The sequence below is a fragment of the Rhodococcus sp. BH4 genome (assembly GCF_002079265.1).
GTDB lineage: Bacteria > Actinomycetota > Actinomycetes > Mycobacteriales > Mycobacteriaceae > Rhodococcus_F > Rhodococcus_F qingshengii.
In genome coordinates, this window is the sequence record NZ_CP014941.1 from 4,989,903 (window position 1) to 5,010,073 (window position 20,171).

At 61.8% G+C, this 20,171-nt stretch carries 13 protein-coding genes; 9 read left to right on the plus strand and 4 right to left on the minus strand.

Translation table 11 applies throughout. The features are described 5' to 3' along the window. Positions 1-72: 72 nt before the first annotated feature. From A0W34_RS22945 to A0W34_RS22955, 3 genes are all read left to right on the plus strand, one after another. Positions 73-1,323, plus strand: a complete 1,251-nt coding sequence (locus A0W34_RS22945) for an MFS transporter (protein ID WP_007733614.1) — start codon at positions 73-75, stop codon at positions 1,321-1,323. A 16-nt stretch (positions 1,324-1,339) separates the two neighbouring features. Beyond that, positions 1,340-3,007 (plus strand): amidohydrolase, encoded by a 1,668-nt coding sequence (locus A0W34_RS22950; RefSeq protein ID WP_081558337.1) that lies wholly within the window; start codon positions 1,340-1,342, stop codon positions 3,005-3,007. A gap of 93 nt (positions 3,008-3,100) precedes the next feature. Continuing rightward, positions 3,101-3,760: an LppP/LprE family lipoprotein gene (locus tag A0W34_RS22955; RefSeq protein WP_003940243.1), complete on the plus strand. Its 660-nt coding sequence runs from the start codon at positions 3,101-3,103 to the stop codon at positions 3,758-3,760. A gap of 94 nt (positions 3,761-3,854) precedes the next feature. Here the strand turns inward: A0W34_RS22955 and A0W34_RS22960 are convergent, their stop codons facing one another. Beyond that, positions 3,855-7,310, minus strand: coding sequence for an indolepyruvate ferredoxin oxidoreductase family protein (locus A0W34_RS22960; protein ID WP_042921773.1), 3,456 nt, complete (start codon positions 7,308-7,310; stop codon positions 3,855-3,857). Between the two features lie 321 nt (positions 7,311-7,631). On the opposite strand from A0W34_RS22960, the gene A0W34_RS22965 reads away from it, so the two are divergent. Then, positions 7,632-8,387 carry a MerR family transcriptional regulator gene (locus tag A0W34_RS22965; protein ID WP_003940632.1) on the plus strand — a complete coding sequence of 252 codons (756 nt, stop codon included), beginning with the start codon at positions 7,632-7,634 and terminating at the stop codon, positions 8,385-8,387. 6 nt (positions 8,388-8,393) lie between these two features. Here A0W34_RS22965 and A0W34_RS22970 read toward each other — a convergent pair whose 3' ends face one another. Next, a complete protein-coding gene (locus tag A0W34_RS22970) occupies positions 8,394-10,913 on the minus strand; it encodes a helix-turn-helix transcriptional regulator (RefSeq protein ID WP_081558338.1) in 2,520 nt (839 codons plus the stop codon). A gap of 364 nt (positions 10,914-11,277) precedes the next feature. On the opposite strand from A0W34_RS22970, the gene A0W34_RS22975 reads away from it, so the two are divergent. Then, positions 11,278-12,279, plus strand: coding sequence for a helix-turn-helix domain-containing protein (locus A0W34_RS22975; RefSeq protein ID WP_223304431.1), 1,002 nt, complete (start codon positions 11,278-11,280; stop codon positions 12,277-12,279). 50 nt (positions 12,280-12,329) lie between these two features. Beyond that, the gene (locus A0W34_RS22980; protein ID WP_064687627.1) at positions 12,330-12,587 is read left to right on the plus strand and encodes a hypothetical protein; all 258 of its coding nucleotides are present in this window, start codon (positions 12,330-12,332) and stop codon (positions 12,585-12,587) included. A gap of 325 nt (positions 12,588-12,912) precedes the next feature. On the opposite strand, the gene A0W34_RS22990 is transcribed toward A0W34_RS22980, so the two are convergent. Then, a complete protein-coding gene (locus A0W34_RS22990) occupies positions 12,913-13,815 on the minus strand; it encodes a hypothetical protein (RefSeq protein WP_058037781.1) in 903 nt (300 codons plus the stop codon). Between the two features lie 151 nt (positions 13,816-13,966). Beyond that, a complete protein-coding gene (gene sthA / locus A0W34_RS22995) occupies positions 13,967-15,379 on the minus strand; it encodes a Si-specific NAD(P)(+) transhydrogenase (protein WP_054827928.1) in 1,413 nt (470 codons plus the stop codon). 470 nt (positions 15,380-15,849) lie between these two features. Between sthA and A0W34_RS23000 the strand changes: the two genes are divergently transcribed. The 3 genes from A0W34_RS23000 to A0W34_RS23010 are packed head-to-tail and all read left to right on the plus strand — an operon-like array spanning position 15,850 to position 20,145. Continuing rightward, positions 15,850-17,364 (plus strand): condensation domain-containing protein, encoded by a 1,515-nt coding sequence (locus tag A0W34_RS23000; RefSeq protein WP_081558339.1) that lies wholly within the window; start codon positions 15,850-15,852, stop codon positions 17,362-17,364. Further along, on the plus strand, positions 17,297-18,763 hold the full coding sequence (locus tag A0W34_RS23005) for a condensation domain-containing protein (RefSeq protein WP_050654764.1): 1,467 nt from the start codon (positions 17,297-17,299) through the stop codon (positions 18,761-18,763). Before A0W34_RS23000 ends, A0W34_RS23005 begins: the two co-directional genes overlap by 68 nt. After that, complete coding sequence (locus tag A0W34_RS23010) at positions 18,763-20,145, plus strand: condensation domain-containing protein (protein WP_081558340.1); 1,383 nt, start codon at positions 18,763-18,765, stop codon at positions 20,143-20,145. The genes A0W34_RS23005 and A0W34_RS23010 overlap by 1 nt, the downstream gene beginning before the upstream one ends. Positions 20,146-20,171 lie beyond the last annotated feature (26 nt).

Genomic DNA, 20,171 nt, shown 5'->3' on the forward strand with positions numbered 1-20,171 from the left:
TTCATTAAGTGACTCGCATCACGACACCAGGGGTCGGTTCAGCCACCCCCTTCAGGACATGGGGTTGCCCTAGTGCCGATCAACGCTTCGACGAATACGCAGTCCGACCGGGTTCCACTCACCGCCAACCGCGGTATTGCCGTCTTCAGTATCGGCGTCATGGGGTTCATTACCGCGAACCTCATCCCCCTGATGATCGTGGCAATGGTCGAGGACCTCGGTGTCACCGAATCCGCTGCCGGTGCCGTTCTGACCGCATCGCTGCTGGTCTGCGCCGTCACCTGCCTCGCCACCACCCGAATCGCCTCGGGCCGGCATCGCCATCTCCTCGGCCGCGTCAGCCTGATCGCGATGGCAGCCGCATTCGGCGTTGCGGCCATCGCACCGTCCACGACGATCGCATGCGCCGCGATCATCGTCGGCGGTATCGGCGCTGGTGGATCCGCATCCGTTGGCGGAGCGGCACTGGCCGCGCTCACGAACCCGGACCGGGCGTCAAGCATCAGCGGCCTCGTGAACCGTGTCGTCGTCACAGCCGTCCTCGCTCTCATACCCATCCTCGGCACACACATGACCAACGCATTCGGCATCGTCGCAGTCCTGGCACTGGCTACCGCAGCAACGGTCACCTGGTTGCCGTCGTCCCCGGTGAAAGAGTCGCCGGAGACGGCGAAGTCCGCCAATACGACCACAGCTCTCCCCGCCGGGGTCAGCGCGAAACGACTCACTTTTGCCGGAACCGCATTTCTCGCGATGCTTGCAGTCTGGGCGATCAGCGAGGACTCGTTGTGGGCAGTACTCGGCATCATGGGTTCCGAGCACGCCGGGCTCTCGGATCAACAAATGAGTCTCGCACTGAGCGCATCAACGGCGGGTGGTGTGCTCGCGGCTGTTACCTTGACCGCGTTGGGTTCTCGGGTCAGTCGGACAGTATCGATCTCCGTGCTACTGATACTCGGGGCAATTCTGAAGCTGTCTGCCGGCCTCACCACCGATCCCACGATCTACCTGGTAGTGGTCATCGCTTGGAACACGATCTACGCGGCCACGTTCATCGTCCTGGTTGCCATCTCGGCCGCGCTCGACGCGGCCGGCCGATGGTCGGCGCCACTACTGGGCACCTACCTCATCGGCTCCGCGTTCGCGCCGCTGTTCGGAACTTCGGTGACGGCCGGCCTCGGGTATCCGACCTTCGGAGTCATCATCTCGGGGATCAGCTTCGTTCTACTGGTCCCGTTCGCCTTGGTTTCCCGACTCTCCGCACGTACCGAAGGTGCGTATCGTCACCACAGCGCCGCCATCACTACTACCGTCATCGCGTAAGGATCACGTAGAAGTCATGAATGACAGCATCACTCACTACCGCAACGGAAAGATCTTCACGGCTGCCGACGACGGATGGGCCGAGTCGATAGTCGTCGAAGGCCACAAGCTCAGATTCGTGGGCGAAACCGTCTATGCCGATATCCTGGCTCCAGACGCCGAGGTGATCGATCTCGAAGGTGCCGTCGTGCTACCCGGTTTCGTCGACGCCCATACGCATTTGGTGATGATGGGATTCGCGCTGCAGAAGTTGGATCTGCGTGATGCCGCCGATCTCGCCGACATTCAGTCCAGCATCAAGCAATTCGCGGAATCGAACCCGGACGCACCACGACTGCTGGGTCGCAGTTGGTTGTTCTCCGCGCTGGATGGAGGGCACCCGACGCGAGAGATGATCGACGCCGTCGTACCCGATCGCCCGGTGTACCTCGACGCCAACGACGTACATTCGGTCTGGGTGAACACTGCAGCACTGCGAGAACTCGGCATCGACGCGGACACTCCCGATCCGATCGGCGGTCGTATCGGCCGGGATCCGGACACCGGAGAAGCCACCGGAATGCTGTACGAGACCGCCATGATGCTCTACGTCTGGCCGAAACTGGCGGAGCTCGCATCCGACGAAGACCGGGACGCCGCCCTCGCTCTCGCCTTCCGCCACTATCTCGAGGACGGCGTGACCGGTGCGGTCGACATGGCTCTCGGCGCGGACGAATTAGCCTCGCTGGAAAGAGCATTGGACGCAGGAGACGGAACACTGCCGCTGCGCGTCGCGGCTCATTGGCTGATGACCCGCGAGGACAATGAGGCCGACAACGTCCGACAAGTTCACGACGCAATCGAACTCCACGAGCGTGTCCAAGGTCCGTGGCTCCGTATCGCCGGAATCAAGATCATCATCGACGGTGTGATCGACAGCTGCACTGCCGCAATGAAAGAACCGTACTCGGACGGCACCAACGCCGAGCCCATCTGGGATCTCGAATCCTTGATCCCCGTCGTGACAGCCGCCGACGCCGCAGGCCTGCAGATCGCGATGCACGCGATCGGCGACGAGGCGTCGGAGATCGGTTTGACGGCACTCGAGTACGCGATCGCCGCCAACGGAGACATTCCCCGCAGGCACCGAATGGAACACTTGGAGTCCATCACCCGGGACAACGTCGAAAGGCTTGCCCGCCTGGGAATCATCGCCTCGATGCAACCGGTTCACGCTGACCCTGCAATCCAGGAGAACTGGCAGGCGATGCTCGGCGACTACCGGGTGAATCGCGCGTACCCCTGGCCTGAATTCACCGAGGCCGGAGCGGTTCTGGCCTTGGGTTCGGACGCTCCGACCGCTCCCCACCCGCCGCTGCCGAACATGTTCACAGCCACCACCCGTCGATCCGCAATCGATCCGTCGCTGGCACCCAATCTGCCGAAGTACGCTCTACCTCTCGCGGATGCGCTGGCTCACGCAACTCGCGACGCTGCTTACTCGTGCCGGTGGGAACATGTGACCGGCCAGCTGGTTCGGGGTAAAGCAGCCGATTTTGTCGTACTGAAACAAGATCCGTTCACCGAAGGGGTCGATTCTCTCCTGACCACAGAGATTGCGATGACCGTCGTTGCTGGATCCGTGCGATACGACGCGGCCGGGGCCAAGAGCACCGAAGCACGGAACACCGAGTCCGATAGCTGATCGTTACCGGTTGTTCGATAACGCACGCATGCGGCCCGGCGACAGAACGAAGGAGGGACTTGAACACGTGAACCCATACACTCTGGAGGACGCATGCGCAGGAAAGCTCCGATTTCGGCCGCCGTCGCAGCCGCTGCACTGGTGACGGCCACTGCCCTGACGGTCGCCGGTTGTGGGTCGACCGAAGGAACACCTGAAGCGGCGGCGAGTTCCACGGCAGCCAGTTCAACGGCGTCGGCGACATCGACGGCAAACGAAACCGAGACGACGGTAGCGAGCTCTCCCCCGCCACAATCGAACACCCGCACAAATGCATCCACGACGGCGACTACGACAGCAATCCCCGCTTCGGGTCCCTGTCTCGACGTCGGCTCCTCGCTCGTCACCGACGCCATCGGCACGCTGGGCACCGACATCAACGGGGGCAATTGGATACCGAGATCCGCGAGCGAAGAACAGATCGGGAATTGTCCTGACCTGCTCTGGGTTTCGGTGGACGGCGACGGCGTCGGCGATGCGACTTACCAGTCACACGTCCTGTTCTTCCACGACGGAACATACCTGGGCACGGCTACCAGTGAGCCGTACTCGTACACACACGTCATCGACAGCAACAAGGATTCGGTATCCGTCCAATACCGTTGGCTGCTGGACGACGATGCATTCTGCTGTCCCCAAGGCGGACCGAACATAGTGAACTTCACGTGGAACGGCAGCGCCGTGGTTGCCGACGGCCAGTTCCCGCCCTCCTGAACCTGCCTGGGTCCGAGTATGCCCTGAATGCAACTGTGCCCCAGCGACGACGGTCACTGGGGCACAGCCTTGTTCGATCTACTCGCCGGCGCTCCTACTCACCGACACCGAGTTCGCGCAGGCGAGTCTTGTACAGCTCGATGTTGCCGAGCTTGATGTCTTCGTAACCGCGAACCACGTCCGGCAGTGCCGCGATCTCGACGGCGCGATCGTATCCGTCGGTTGCGAGCGTACGAGAGAGGTCAGCGATCATGGCCTCGTACTCGGCGAGCAGTTCACGCTCGACCTTGCGGACGTGCATGTAGCCGAAGGGGTCGAGCTTGGTACCGCGAAGCTTCTTACCCTTGGCCAGAACCTTCAGTGCAACATGCGACTTGGGTCCGAGACCGATCTTCTTCTTGCGGCCCATCACTCGAAGGATCGGCGGGTGGAGCTTGTAGGTCAGGTTCTCCCCGGCCGGCACCTGAGACTTGACGTCCTCGATGAATGCGGGGTCGACCAGCATACGAGCAACTTCGTACTCGTCCTTGTACGCGGTGAACTTGAAGAGGCCGCGGGCAACAGCCTCGCTGAAATCGGTCCGCTCGGTTGCGGCACGTTCGGCGGTCCAGACTGCCTGAACCTGATCGATGTAGCGCTGGGCGATCTTGACGGACTGGAACTCGATGAGCTGCGCCGCACGCAGTTCCACCAGTCGCAGGGTTTCACCGGTGAAGGTGGTTCCGGCGAACATGTGAGCCGGTGCGACAACGGGTTCGCGGACGGACTTGGCCGGCGTGGTGACGGCCGAGAACGCTGCGGTGTCGGCAATTGCTGCACGACCCCAACGGAATGCCGCGATGTTCGCGTCCACGGCAACGCCGTTGATGCCGATCGCTTCTTCGATGGCCTCTGCCGGCAGACGAAGTCCGCCGCTCTGGTAGGCCGCACCGATCAGCAGGAAGTTGGCTGCTGCGGTGTTACCGAACAACTCCTGTGCCGCGGCGAGTGCGTCGAACGAACGCAGGGTGCGCGACACCTTGTCGAGACGGGCGAGGAGTGACGTCTCCTCGGGGTAGCGAACAGCCTTGTCGTAGACCATGTCTCCGGTCGGCGTCTGAGACGTCGAGGCGATGGAGACCGTCTTCTCGGCGTTGCCGTAGTCGAGGTTCTTGTTGTCCGTCGCGGTCAGCAGGTCGAAGGCGACGATGCAATCCGCGCTGCCCGGAGTGAGGCGGTTGGACGGCTCGAGCGCGCTGGAGCTGAAACGCAGGTGCGAGACAACCGGTCCGGCCTTCTGGCTCAGTCCGATCTGGTCAAGGCTCTCCACCTCGAGGCCGGCGCGCAGTGCAGCCGTTGCGAGCACCTGGTTGACGGTCACGATGCCGGTGCCGCCGATGCCCGCGAGGAAAACGTTCTGCGTGCTGGTGAGCGGTCCGAAATCGGGGTCTGCGACGACGGGCGGGACGGGACGTGCGGCCTTCGGAGCCTTCTTGCCCGGTACCAATTCGACGGTCACGAACGACGGGCAATCGCCGTCCATGCAGGTGTAATCGGTGTTGCAGGACGTCTGGTCGATCTTCGTCTTGCGGCCGTACTCGGTGTCCACGGGCTGGACCGAGAGGCAGTTCGACTTCACACCGCAGTCACCGCAGCCTTCGCACACTGCCTCGTTGATGACGACGCGAGTGTTGCGAGTGGGCAGCGTGCCACGCTTGCGCTGGCGACGAGCGTCGGCCGCACAGTGCTGGTCGTAGATCAACACTGTGACGCCCTTGATCTCGCGAAGCTCCTTCTGGGCCTCGTCGAGGCGATCGCGGTGCCAGAGCTTGGTGCCCTTGGCCAGAGCGCGCTTGTTGTGACGCGAAGGCTCGTCGGCGCAGATGATGATCTGCTTGACGCCCTCGGTGGTCAGCTTGTGGCTGAGCTGAGCAACGGAGAGGGCACCTTCCGCGTCCTGTGCACCGGTCATCGCTACTACTTCGTTGTAGAGCAACTTGTAGGTGATGTTCACGCCTGCGGCGATGCATGCCTGGACAGCCAACTGACCGGAGTGGAAGAAGGTGCCGTCGCCGATGTTCTGGAACAGGTGAGGCACGTCGGTGAACGGTGCCTGCCCGATCCACTGGCTGCCCTCGCCGCCCATTTGCGTCAGGCCGGTGACAGCGCTGTCCTCACGGCCGGACATGGTGACGAGTGTGTGGCAACCGATTCCGCCGCCGCCGATGGAACCCTCGGGAATAGCGGTGGAACGGTTGTGGGGGCACCCGCTGCAGAAGTACGCGGTTCGCTTGGCGGAGAGCACGTTGAGCGACAGCGGGGCCGGGAGGGTGCGCTTGAGTTCGACGTGCGGCTTCAGTACGCGGCGCAACGGGGCGAGCAGCCGGCCTGCGGTCAGTTCACCACTGGCAGGCATGAGCAGACGGCCCTGGCCGTCACGCTTGCCGATGATGCGAGGGGCATCGTCGGTGCCGTACAGGACTTCCCGGATCTGAGCTTCGATGAACGCGGTCTTGTCCTCGACCACGACGATCTGCTCGAGACCTTCGGCGAACTCCTTGATCTTCTCGCCCACGACGGGGTAGCACATTCCGATGCGAAGGAGACGGATCCCGGCGCGGTGCAGCGCGGCATCATCGACGCCGAGGTCTGCCAGAGCTTGTCGGACGGAGTCGAAAGTTGTACCGGTGGCGGCGATACCGATCTTCGCACCGGAGGGGTTGACCTCGATCACATCGAGGTTGTTGGCAGTTCCGTACGCGTGCACAAGATCCCATCGCGGGCCGTACAGATCGGCCTCGGCGATGACACTGTCCGGCGGCGCGGCCATCTGACGCTGCTTGTAGACGAAGGGCTTGCCCTCGAACTGCACTTCCGGAACCACGATGTCGAAGTCCGCGATGCTGCCGTCGATCGTCCAGGCACCGTCTGCGACGTCGGCGACGATCTTCAGCGCTACGACGCAACCGGAGACACGCGAGAGAGCAACGGCGTGCATACCCATCGTGATGATCTCTTCGGCATTGCGTGGGAAGAGAACCGGCACGCCCATCGCGGCAAGCGAGCGCTCGCTGACGGCCGGAACCGTGGAGGACTTCGACGCGGGGTCGTCGCCCACCAGGAGGACGACGCCGCCCTTGGGGTTCACGCCGTACATGTTGGCGTGGCGAATGGTGTCGGTAGCGCGGTCGACGCCGGGGCCCTTGCCGTACCAGACGCCGGTCACGCCGTCGTGGGTCGCGGTTCCGGCAGGGAGATCCGTCTGGCTTCCCCATACCGCCGTGGCGGCGAGCTCCTCGTTGAAGCCAGGGATGAAGGTGATGTCGTGCTCGGCGAGAACCTTGGGCATGCCGTGAAGCATCTTGTCGACGCCACCGAGGGGGCTGCCCTGGTAACCGGAGACGAAGGTGGCAATACGCTTACCTGCCCGAATGTCGCGAACGTGCTGCTCGACGAAGCCGCGTGCAATTGCCTGAACACCGGTCAGCAACACCGGTCCCGATCCCGACCGGTACCGATCATCGAGGTCATAGGGCTTGGCCTGGGCTACGCCCGACACCAGTTCAGTCATCGTGGACCACCGTTCCGTCTGCAGTGCATTTCAACTACCGTGCATTTTCAACAACCGCGTAACTCGATCTGTTCAGATGATCGTGGTCGAGGTATGTGAAAGCGTCAACAGAGGCTTGTTCAACTATTCAAATTGACAATTTGTGAGCCAAATCACGTGACCTAGGTCATCGAATCAATCAGTTGGAGACCCGTTCGTGGCGATACGGCGAAACGGACATAAAACGTTCCCGACAATGCACACCGAGAACTTTCTTGACATTGACGCAACGTCAACTTGCATGCTGAATGAGCACAACCGATCCGAGAGTAGGAACTCCACGTGAGCGAATGGTCCATCCAAGAACTCGCCAAATCCGCAGGTACCACCAGCAGAACGCTGCGTCACTACGGCGATTTGGGACTCCTGGAACCGAGTCGCATCGGCGCCAACGGCTACCGCTTCTACGACGAAGACGCCCTGGTGCGACTGCAACGCATCCTTCTACTTCGGGAACTCGGACTCGGATTGCCGGCCATCGCCGAAGTCCTCACCGGCGAACGCGATACGGCCGCCGCACTGCGTACGCACCTCGAACTCCTCGAGCAAGAGCGCACGCGGATCTCGAGACAGATCGAATCGGTCAACAGGACCTTGAACAAGACGAAGAATGGTGAATCACTCATGCCGGAAGATGTTTTCGACGGGTTCGACCACACCCGATACAAGGACGAGGTCATCGAGCGTTGGGGCAAGGACGCCTACACCAGCGGCGACAACTGGTGGCGGTCGATGTCGGAGCAGGACCGTAAAGCTCATCTGCAATCTCAAGCCGACATCGCAGCGGCATTCGGAAAAGCACTGACAGCGGGGCTGTCCGCGGAAAGCGACGACGTCCAGACGATTACCCGAAGACAGTTCGAGTGGATAAAGATCGGTTGGCAGGGAAGGACTCCCAGCGCCGACGCCTTCACCGGGCTCGGCCAGATGTACGTCGACGATCCCCGCTTCACTGCAAACTACGACAAGTACGGAGAAGGCACTGCTTCGCTGGTCCGTGACGCGATGAAGGTCTACGCCGAGCGCAATCTGCACTGACGTCGATCAGTCCTGCCCACTGCCGAGGAGGTTGTGTCGGTGCGCTGCCGCGACAGCCTCTTCCCGGGAATGCGCACCGAGTTTGCGATACAAGGCTCGGAGGTGACTCTTCAGCGTGTTGTTGGATACGAACAACCGCCGCGCGATCTCACCGATCGGAATGCCGAGACCCAGTTCCACGAGAACGTCCATCTCCCGTTTCGTCAATTGGACCCGAACGATGGCCGCCGGATACATCTGCGCCGCTTCGGATTCGAGAAAGGTCGCGACGGCACTGCTCGAGCCCTCGGCCCGATCTTCGAGTTGCCTGATCAGATCACGCGGTATCGTCGCCAGGGCCGACAGGACACCGGAGGTTTCGAGCAGTCCGCGAGCTTCCTCCCATGTACTCGCGGCAGCGGGGATCCTGCCCAGTTCACACAGAGCAGCGCATTCGATCAGCAGGGATTCGAGCCGAAACCTCGTGAGATACTGCCCGCTCCAGTCGATTTCGCGGCACAATTCCAATGCCTGGGACGGCGACCCGGTCAGGAGATGCGCCCGCGCCACGGAGACCGTGACAACTGCAAACGTATGTGGCGCAGCGACTGATTCTTCCAGCGCCTTGGTACCCTCCCCGGACGCCAACAGAAGATCGATACGTGCCGCGGTGAGAAGCGCGTCACCGAGCGATCGTTCACACGGATTCACGTGCCCGTGCGTTGCCACTGCGCGCTGGAGGGAAATCAGCCCCCAGAACGGGTCCGATTGCAGCAGTGCAAATCTGGTGTAAGTGTAGGCCGCGAACGCCCACAGGTCGCCCGGCGGTGTGACCTCGGCGAGTGCGTCCATCGCGGCAGCTCCGGCGTGCAGGTCCACGCTGTCGCACGCCACCAGTGCCCGCGCGATCGCTCCCCCCATGTGCGAGGGCGGTCCCAACCATCCCGAAACGTCCGGGTGTGTGCTTTCCAGGTGCAGCCAGTCCGTCGCGTGCGCGACGTCCCCGATCAGCGCGGAGTTGAGCGCGGCATTGCCTGCGGCGTGACGCAGGACGAACTCCGGACCATGTTGCACCGCACCTTGATAGGCGAGTCGCAATTCCACCGCGGCATCACCGAGGTCACCGGTCAATTGATGCGAGACCCCCCAGATCAGCCGCAGGGCGGGCAGTTGAGACCCCAACGCGCCCAACGACTCGTCGCCGATTCCGTACACGACGTGCGCCAATTTGCGCGTGATCTCGGTAGAGCGTTGGTACTTACCGGATGTTCTCAGCACCACCGCTTGGACAGTTCCGACGTTCAACAAGCTGTGCGCATGCGGACTACCACCTATCGCACGCAATTCCGCCGGTTCCGTCGGTAATGAATCGCCGTTGATCAACTGCGGCCGCAGACGTGATTCGAGCAGGTCACGACCCACCAGAATCGAAGGGTTCGAACTGAGTACGTCACCGGGTATGGATTGCAACGCAGTCCGGACCAATCCGGTGTGATCGACCAGAAGATCAGCCCAGTGGCGCTCGAGTATGTCGAGCACCCTGGTCCACTTGCGTCCGTCCAAGGCGTAGTGAACGGCACCGGCTATATCCGAAGTCCCGAGAGCGTGATCGACGAGTACCTGGAAGGGATCTTCGAATCCATCCCCTTGTTCGGCCCGTATCTGTATGAATGCCAGTCGAACTGACGGCGCGAAGTACCAGGACGGTTCTCCCTCGAAACCATTCCGGAAGATCAGACCGAAAGACTCGAGCAAGTCCAGTTTGCCCTCCACGTCAAGATCGTCGGACAAGACACGAGCGATCTCTGGTGTCACCGTGCGGGCAGCGGCGATCGTAGTCGCGAAGTCGAACAACTCGAGCGACTTGCCCGATCGAGGAGCGGTCCGACTGACGTACGCGTGGATCGCCTGGTCCACTCGCTGCTGAACGCGTTCGCGTCCACGGCTCGGTTCACTCAGCCCCGCAACCGCACTCAGAGCAACCTTCATCAGCACGGGAACGCCGGCGACGCGTTCACAGATCGAATGGACGATGCCCGAGGGAAGGTGAATCCCTGCCTCCGCGAACAGAACGGTGGACTCGTCGAGCGTGTATCTGAGGTCGTTCGCGCACAGGTACTCGTCCACGCGGACGTCTTCGAGCAAGTCCGTCGCAGACCGATCCTGCAGCGTGACGATTACTTTCAATCCGGGAAGCCGCACGATCAGATCCACGATTCGGCGTCCCACCTCGTCACCCTCAACCAGGTCGATGCGGTTGAACACCAACACGAATGGTGCGGGCGACGAGTCGAGGAGTGATTCGATCGCGCCCACTGGATCCTCGCGCATTCGTGGCGGGGCCTCGAGTGATTCCAGGGAATCCTGAATTACTGCGAGCGCGGTGTTCCAGTACTCGAGGGGGGTCATCCGATGCGATGGCGCCGGCACCCAGACTACCGGTCTGCTCGGCACCTGCCCGAGAGTCGTGAGCCACAACGCGGCGAGTTCCGTCTTGCCGAACCCAAGCGGCGAATCGATGACAGTCAATCCCGCCGAGCGTTCCATCAATCCGAGGAGGCGGGGACGAATCGCCGTGGCTCCACGCCCGGCAAGCCGCCTTTGCAGCGTGCCCCTTCCTCGAGGATTTCGCTTTGCTCGAGATAGCTGCGATCGATTCGAAGTGGACGTCACGATGGCCGACAAACGAGCAGTCGATCCCCGCCGAACTCGAGATTTCGTTCGAGCATCGAACTCCCAACCTGTCCACCCATAACGAACAACATAGACAGCTTCGCCGCGACACGCGAGCACTGGCCGTCTCACAAATACGCCCGATTTGTCTCATTATGTGGGCTCGGTCACTATTGGCGTCTATTTGCGGGAGAGTGACTGCGACCTGCGGGATCTGACATATCATGCCCGCGTGTCGATGAATTCCGCCCGCATCCGCGTGTCGACCCGATCGGTCGATCCTGCGGACGCCGACGACTTCTGGCGCAGTGCCACACGTCCGTTCTTCGTCACCGACCGAATTGACCCTGACACATCTCTCGAAGGCTCGATCACAGCGCTTTCCATCGGAACCTCGTTGATCGGTCAAACTACCTTCAACGCACAGAAGTACACCCGAAACAATCGGCTGATCGCAGAGAGCGGACTCGACGATGAATACATGGTCCAGGTCGTCCTCGACGGGCAGTTGAGCGGCAACGCCGACGGAGTCGATTTCGTCGCACGTCCAGGCGATGTCACATTCTTCGACCTCGGGCGTACCTGGACCGCCGACGCGGAGGCGGAATCGACAGGGCGCACCATCACGCTCCTCGCACCGCGTTCCCTCGTCGAGGCCGAGTCGAAGGGTCGTTCTCTACACGGGACGGTACTGCGCGGAGTTCCTGCCGTCGTGCTCGCTCAGTGCATGCAATCGGTCGTACTCGCGCTACCGCATCTCGACCCCGATGCTGCGGCCGGCTACGAGGACGTCGTCGCTTCTCTCCTTCGTGTCAGTTTGGGTATCGCCGAACCTGATCTGTCGCCGCGGCCCGATCACTCTCTCCGCGATCGTGCGTACGCCTACATCGCCGAGCATCTCTCGGAGACCTGGCTCGGCCCGACGAGCATGTGCGCAGCATTGTCCGTCTCCCGGGCACAGCTCTATCGCGCATTCGCATCCGACGGCGGAATAGCTCTTGTCATTCGGCGGAAGCGTCTCGAACTCGTCTACCGCGAATTGACCAGAACCGAGATGCCGAACGAAACGATCGAAGCGTTGGCCCTGCGATGCGGCTTCACCTCGAAATCCCAGTTGGCGCGAGCGTTCAAGGACTTCTACGGGATGACCCCGAGCCAAGCCCGAACCGACGGCAGACGCACGATCGGGGACCCGTCGATCGCACGCCTGCACCGCCGACTCGAGTTCTTCAGCCCCTGAATCCGAGATACTCCACAGCCTCGCGAGCGTGCCTGTGTTCTAGTTGATCCATGAGCTGGGTCGACAAGGAACTGAGTCTGGCTGCGCTCACAGGTGCGGTCACAGGTGTCGCCGTGATGATCCCGATAGTCGGCGATGGAGCCTGGTCCTGGGTAGGACTGTTCATGTCGGCTGTCGTCGCTACCGGTGACCCGGTGCGAGATGCCGGAGGATTCCCGACCTCCTTGATCGTACTGGCGGTCATCGCCGCAGTTACGTACGTGTTCTCCTACCTGCTCGCCCCCGCCCAGGCCTCCGAAACCCCGTAAGAACCTCTGCTTCATCACGATTCGTCCTCCGAACCGCGGTGGAGATCAATAATTCCATGACAGGCAGCGAGCTCAGATCACTTCAGCTGGAAATGAACCGGAGAACAAACTGCTCGATGCCTTCCGATATGACCTTGGTCAGCGCGGTGAAGTCGTTCGACCAGCGTTGAATATCCAAGCTGCTCATCACTTTCCTCCGTTCTTCGTCCCGCTGCCCGTGACCGCACAACGTATGCGGGACGTTGGGGCGCACTGGAACTATCTGCGAGAACGCGGTTTCCGTTACCAATTGACCGGTCGAACAGCACAGCTTTTCGCTACCGCATCAGACGGTCACTTCTTCGACCGGTTTCTCCTCGTGGCTCGCCGCGCCGAAGACGGCCACGGCGACGGCACCCGCGATTGCCCCGACGAAGCCGACGACGGCAAGCCATTCCAGGCCCGGTCTCGACGTGTCGCCGAGCACCACGACGCCGACGATTCCCGGAACCACCGTCTCGCCGACAACCAGAGCCGCTGTCGCTCCGTTGACGGATCCCAGTTGCAGCGCCACCGTGTGCAGATAGAAACCGCCCAGGCCCGAGACGAGGATCGCCCAGCCGGCCGGATCGCGGAGCATGGTGCCGATTTCGAACGGATCGATTCCGTAGACCACGCGTACGGCAATGGCCAGACAGCCGAACAGCACACCCGAGATCAACCCGGCGACAACTGCTGCGCGTGAGCCCAACCATCGGATCAAACCGATGCCGATCAGCAAGATCAACGCCGAGCCCACGAGGACACCCCAGTGGACGACGTCGTTGGAACTCCCACCGCCCGCGTGACCTGACGACAATCCGAGCAGCAGGAGCGATCCGATCACCGCAGCGATCGCGAACCAGTCGCGACGATGCAACTGGATGCCGAGGACCACGGTCCCCAGCACTGCCGTGATGACGAGATTGGCACTGACCACTGTCTGCGACAAGAACAGTGGAATGAGCCGCGCGGAGATGGCACTACCGGCGAATCCGACCGCATCGAGCACGGTGCCCAGGATGAACGACGCCGTCAGTGCGGCCGCGAACGTCGAACGCAAGGTCGGGCCACCCGACGCCGTCACGTGTCCGGCCTCGCCACGCTGCTCGGCGGCAGCTGCCGACTTGCGCGCGCCGTAGGCTTGCAGCACGGATGCAACGCCGTACCCGACGCATGCCACGATCGCGGCAATCAGTCCGATCAGCATCGAAATTCCACACGAAGTTCCTGGGCAATGGTCATGGAGATAGACCCTGCCCTATTTCCCCAGGCCTGACATCACCCTCAGGTATTCGAACAAGTGCTACCCGAGAAGTACACCGACCGACCCTGACCGGTACCTGGGGACACCCCGACCCCTAGTGGAATTGCTTGAGAGCCCTGATCTTGTTCATGACGTCGAGCGCCGCCACCTTGTACGCCTCGGACAGTGTCGGATAGTTGAAGACGGCGTCGACAAGGTATTCGACGGTCCCGCCGCACCCCATCACCGCTTGGCCGATATGCACGAGATCCGTTGCACCCGAGCCGAAGATATGAACACCGAGCAGTTTCAGGTCATCCGTCGACACCAGGATCTTGAGCATCCCGTAGGTGTCGCCTGCGATCTGCCCGCGTGCGAGTTCGCGGTATCGGGAAACCCCGACCTCGTACGGCACCGATTCCTTGGTCAAATCGACCTCGGTGGCGCCCACGTACGACACCTCGGGAATCGAGTAGATGCCGATCGGCTGCAGATCCATCAGCTTCGCGCCTGGTTCGTCGAAGGCATGATAGGCCGCGAGTCGACCTTGATCCATCGACGTCGCCGCCAACGCCGGGAATCCGATGACGTCACCGACGGCGTAGATGTGTTCGACCTTGGTGCGGAAATTGTCGTCGACGTAGATACGGCCACGTTCGTCGGCTTCGAGCCCGGCGTTCTCCAGCGCGAGTGGCGCCGTGAGGCCTTGCCGTCCAGCCGAGTACATCACGGTCTCGGCTGGAATCTGCTTGCCGCTGCGCAGCGTCGTAAGCGTTCCGTTCGCTCCGACGTCGACGGCCGTCACTTCTTCACCGAATCGGAAAGTGACCGCCAGATCGCGTAGATGGAATCGAAGCGATTCGATGACCTCGGGGTCGCAGAAGTCCAGCATCGACGTCCTCTTCTCGACGACGGTGACCTTGGTGCCGAGTGCCGCGAACATCGATGCGTACTCGATACCGATCACTCCCGCGCCCACGACGACCATGGTGGTCGGGATGGAGGTCAGATCGAGGATCCCGTCGGAGTCGAGCACCCGGTGACTGTCGAAGGACACCCCCGCCGGGCGAGCAGGCAACGTTCCGGTCGCGATCACGACGAACCTCGCCGTGATCGTCATCTTGTCTCCGCGCGAGGAGTCCTCGACGAGGATGGTGTGCTCGTCGACGAACGAGCCGACCCCTACCAACAATTCGACGCGGTTGCGCAGAAGCTGAGATCGAACGACTTCGATTTCTTTGGTGATGACATGCTGGGTTCGCGCCAGCAGGTCGGCCGGAGTGATGTTCTCCTTGACGCGGTAACTCGCGCCGTACAGTTCGCGTTGGTTCATCCCGGTGAGGTAGAGAACCGCCTCACGCAACGTCTTCGACGGAATGGTGCCGGTGTTGACGCACACTCCCCCGAGCATGTTGCCTTTCTCGACCATCGCTACCCGTTTACCCAGCTTGGCCGCCGCGATGGCAGCCTTCTGCCCACCCGGGCCGGAGCCGATCACAACCAGGTCGTATTCCATCGGATCAGTCATCGCTTAGAAATACCGTCTGCATACGACCGGCAGATGCCGAGCATGTCAATACTCGGTGAACAATCCGCGCGCCGAAACGACACGACGGCAGTACACGAACCCTGTTGCAATTAAAAGAGATACAGCCGAATTAATACGAAACTTGCTACACATAAACATATTCCGACGTTCGCATGCGCACATGTTTCGTCGCCGGCGGAATTCACAACGGTCTGTTGAAATTTGTTTCACCACAGAGTGATTGATCGATCAACTGACAGGTGACCAGGGCCGTAAACCGGATGTCCAGTATTCGAATTGTCCGAAAAAACGAGCGGAATGTTCCTCGTCACATCCCGCACCGAAGCAGTTGCGCGGAGCCTCGGGCCGCGTTCTACTTGCCTTGACTAATCATCTGTCACTCTCGGTTACAAACATCCGCCCCGTTCACGATCCCCACCTTTCGCCATCTCGAGAGATCAGGTTTCCCAATGGAATTCACGGAACTTGCCGACTATCCCCTACCTCCAGGGACCGTCACCGAGTGGACTCCCGCCGCGGTGAATCCGCCCGAGCTGTGGCCTGTCGACCAGCGTCCCGCCAGCTACATACACGAGGCACACTTGAAACATGCCCAGCAGGCGAAACGGCAGGTGCACCATCAGACCGACGTGTGCACTCCGTCGTGGCTGGGTACCTCGTTTCGCATCCACGACCGACTCGACCGAAGGATCTGGGCGGCCGCTCTCGATCACTGGATCGATCGCCACGAAGTGCTCCGAACACACGTCGCCGTGGAGGGCGAAACGATAGTCCGACGCACCGCGGCGTCTGGAGACGTCCGGATTCTGGGCACCGAGGTCGGACACCTTGCGTCCTCGATGTCTGTCTTCACGCATCTGCAGCAACTGCTCGACCGATCGACCGATCCACTTGTCTGGCCTGCGTATCAGTTCGCGACGATCGAAGGCCCCAACCACTTCACCGTGGTTTTTGCCGCTGATCATGCTCTGCTGGACGGATATTCGGTGGCGTTGACCGCGCACGAACTGCAGACGATCTACCGATCGTTGAGCGAGGGAAGCCCTCCCTCGCCGCCGGAGACCGGAAGCTACATCGACTTCGGCACCAAGGAACGAGATCTCGTGGGACACGCGGACCGCTCTCACCCGGCAGTGCAGACGTGGCGCGAGTTCTACGCGCAGGGCGAGGCTCCGTACTTTCCAGCGCTACCCGAACCGGTCACCGGACGCCGAGTCCCTCAGCAGAGCCTGTCTGCCTGGCTTCTGAGCGCCCGGGGAGCCGAACGCCTGGCAGAAGCGAGCAAGCGCAGCAACCAAGGATTCCTGGCCGCGATACTCGCGTGCGCGGCCAAGGTGACCGGCGATCTCACCGGTGCAGACGAATTCCGCGTCGTCGTGCCGCAACACACCCGTTCGGAGCTTCGATGGGCCGCGTCGCTGGGATGGTTCATCGGTGTTGTGCCGGTGAGGATTCCGATTGCCCCCGCCGCAACCGTGAGCGATCTGGCCAAGGTTGCCGGCACGGAGATACGGCGCGTCCGCCCCGCCGCGGCACTGCCGTATTCGAAAGTGTGCGAGCTGATCGACTCCCCGCAGCACCTGCCGTTCGTGCTCTCGTACATGGACGTTCGTCACGTTCCTGGTGCCGAGCAATGGACGAGCTGGCAGACCAGGGGCCTTCGTAGTCGAGATCATTCGGGAACCGACGTCTACATCTGGCTCACGCGGACTCCCGAAGGGCTCAATCTGGCCATACGCCACCCGGGCAACGCGCGCACGAGCCGCCACATCCATCAGTTCGCGGGACTCCTACGCCGCGAAATGGAGGACTTTGCCTTCTCGACCGACACTTTCGCACCTCCGACCAACACCGCCGTACCGATCAATACCGCTGTACCGATCGAGGAGAACTCTCATGGAAATGACACCCATCGATCTCTGGGCACCGAAAGCCGGGACGCTCACCGAGTTCAGGCCTACTGAACAATCCCTGGCGGCGGCATCCGGGGCACCACGGAGCGACCAACCGCTCTCGTTCCTACAGGAAGGACACATTCGTACCGCCGATCACAAGCGCGCACAAGGCGTCGACTGGTCACCGTGGATCGGATTCACGTTCACTCTGCCCGGTGATCTCGACCGGGAGGCACTGCGTCGGGCGGTCCAGGCGTTTGTCCTGCGGCACAACACACTGCACAGTTGGTTCGAGGTGAGATCATCCGAAGATCCCGACGGTAGCGGGGTCATCGACCGTCACGTGGTGGATGCGTCGACGATCGAACTCACGCCGCACAGCATCGGTTCTCTGAACACGACAGATGCGGTTCGCGAGCATGTGAGCCGAAGTTTCGCCGGCGATACCAGCCCATTGCAATGGCCCTCGTTCATCAGTGGCGTCGTCGAGCACGGCGCCGGCTTCACCGTCTACTACGGCGTCGATCACTCGCACACCGACGGCCTGTCGTTGATGCTGGGCGTCGAAGAACTTCGTGCGCTGTACATCGCCGAAAGCGCCGGCATCGACGCTCAACTTCCCTCTCCCGGCAGCTACGTCGAGTACAGCGGCGAGGAACGGACATCCGCGGGGAACCTCGACCTGGCCGCAGCGCCTGTGCAGCAGTGGATTTCGATTCTCGCCGCCAACGCCGGCCAACTCCCGACGTTCCCTCTCGACCTCGGCGTCGCGCGGGGCGAACAGACCCGGTCGACCCGCACACACATCGACGTTCTCGACAGCGACGAGTCAGCCGCGTTCGCAGCGCTGTGCAAGTCCAATGGCGTCGGCTTCTCCACGGGGATCTTCGCAGCCCTCGCCCTCACCGAGATCGAAGTTGCGGATCGAGCGAACTACTTCGCGCTCAACGCAGTCGGCACTCGCTCCGATCCGAGATACCTCTATTCCCAAGGCTGGTTCATCAATCTCGTCCCGGTCTCGTTCACGCTGAGCGGTGTCACGAACTTTACCGATGCACTCCCCCTTGCCCACGCTGCTCGCGCTGCGGTGAAGGGACTCGCGGACGTGTCCATTCACTCGGTGATCGCCCAGGTGTCGAAGTTGACCGGATCCGACATCGGTGGAACCTCGGTCCCGCCGATGGTGTCGTACATCGACATGCGCCTGATTCCAGGTGCCGAGCACCATGACGAACTCGAGGCGCGGGCACTGGGTGGGCCCGGAACGACGGGTGATCTGTCGATGTGGATCAACCGGAAGGAAGACCGTACGTACGTGATGGTCAGTTTTCCGGACACCGAGCAGGCGCACACATCGGTGAATCGGTACCTACGACACCTTCGCAACGTCCTGAGAACGGTCGCTGATACCGGCGACTACCGTGTCGTGCGTCAGGCGGATGCACGTCAGGAAGTGGAGACCGCCTGATGCACATCACGTTTCTCGACAGGTTCGAGGCACGGCCGGGCCGCATTCTGCAGTGGACGCCGAGCGAAATCTCCACCGGAACGACGTATCCGGTTCCCCCGACCTCCAATCAGCAGCTGCATCTTGCCGGCAGCCGCGGCGATACGACTTGGCTCGCTGCTACTTTCGACGTTCCCGGCCCCATCGACACGGACGCACTCAAGGCCAGCTTCGAGGAATGGACGTCCCGTCACGACGCCCTGTCGTGCTCGTTCTCCCAGGCCGAAGAATCGGGTGAATCCTCGGCACTGTTCGTCGACGTCGCCGACGTCGGCGATCTGCGCCTGCGTGAGGAAACAGTGGCTGACGCGAGAACACCGGAGCAGGTGCGAGAACTCTTGGGCGAGCGCTTGGATCGATGGTGCAATCCTTTCGCGTTTCCCGCGTACTTTCTCGGTGCCATCACCCGCGAGGACCAGTCGACAGTGATCTGCGGGTTCGACCATGCCATCTGCGACGGCTGGTCCATGAGCATCGCAATTACCGAGATCAGCACTCTGTATCGCGAATACACGCGGGCGGACCGTGATCCGATCGCGTCTGATCTCCTTCCGGAGCCCGGGAGTTTCCTCAACTACTGCTTCCGGGAATCGGCAACCGCGGATCCAGAGCCCGGCGACCACCGGATTGCGGGTTGGCGGTCCTTCCTCCGAGCATGCGCGGGTGACACTCCCCATTTTCCCGTAGATCTGGGACTGCCCGCCGGGGCGATGTCGCCCCAGGGCACAGACACCCGAATGCTCCTCGACGCCGACGAAGCAGAGCTGTTCGACCAGAACTGCGCCGATCATCGGCACTCGTCGTTCGGTGCAATTCTTGCGTCGATCGGTTTGGCCACAACACAATTGACCGGCAAGAGGGACACGCACCTACTGTTCCCTGTTCACACGCGTCGGGAACCGCGACACAACCACACCTTCGGATGGCTGGTAGCCAATGCGCCCATCACCGTGACGAGCATGGACAATCTTCACAGCACTGCCCGGGCAGTCAATCTCGCTTTCCACGAGTCACTTTCACTGTCGTCCGTGTCGTCGAGGCAGGTGTTGCGTAGCTTGGGGCCCGAGGTTTCGCCCACTCGCAGAGACATCTTCTCGGTGTCCTACGCCGACTACCGAACCATGCCCGGTGGATCTCGCCCCCGTAAATCAAAGTCCAGCGAATCACAGCCTGCGCCGATCAATCCGCAGCAACTCAGTCGCGTCTCGAACGCCGACGACGTTCAGTTCTGGTTCTCACGAACTCACGACGGATTGGCAGTGCGGACCAGGTTTCCTGCGCCCGCTGCCCGGACAGTGCACACCTTCCTCTCGCATGTCTCCGAGATCCTGTCGACGCCGTAGACGAACGGCCGCCTATCCGTAGATCT

Excerpts from the sequence above, each read along its gene's own strand:
- A0W34_RS22960 (WP_042921773.1), bottom strand. The coding sequence starts at position 7,310 with ATGACTGAACTGGTGTCGGGCGTAGCCCAGGCCAAGCCCTATGACCTC.
- A0W34_RS23005 (WP_050654764.1), top strand. The coding sequence starts at position 17,297 with ATGGAAATGACACCCATCGATCTCTGGGCACCGAAAGCCGGGACGCTC.
- sthA (WP_054827928.1), bottom strand. The coding sequence starts at position 15,379 with ATGACTGATCCGATGGAATACGACCTGGTTGTGATCGGCTCCGGCCCG.
- A0W34_RS22980 (WP_064687627.1), top strand. The coding sequence starts at position 12,330 with ATGAGCTGGGTCGACAAGGAACTGAGTCTGGCTGCGCTCACAGGTGCG.
- A0W34_RS22950 (WP_081558337.1), top strand. The coding sequence starts at position 1,340 with ATGAATGACAGCATCACTCACTACCGCAACGGAAAGATCTTCACGGCT.
- A0W34_RS22970 (WP_081558338.1), bottom strand. The coding sequence starts at position 10,913 with ATGGAACGCTCGGCGGGATTGACTGTCATCGATTCGCCGCTTGGGTTC.
- A0W34_RS22975 (WP_223304431.1), top strand. The coding sequence starts at position 11,278 with ATGAATTCCGCCCGCATCCGCGTGTCGACCCGATCGGTCGATCCTGCG.
- A0W34_RS23000 (WP_081558339.1), top strand. The coding sequence starts at position 15,850 with ATGGAATTCACGGAACTTGCCGACTATCCCCTACCTCCAGGGACCGTC.
- A0W34_RS23010 (WP_081558340.1), top strand. The coding sequence starts at position 18,763 with ATGCACATCACGTTTCTCGACAGGTTCGAGGCACGGCCGGGCCGCATT.
- A0W34_RS22955 (WP_003940243.1), top strand. The coding sequence starts at position 3,101 with ATGCGCAGGAAAGCTCCGATTTCGGCCGCCGTCGCAGCCGCTGCACTG.
- A0W34_RS22990 (WP_058037781.1), bottom strand. The coding sequence starts at position 13,815 with ATGCTGATCGGACTGATTGCCGCGATCGTGGCATGCGTCGGGTACGGC.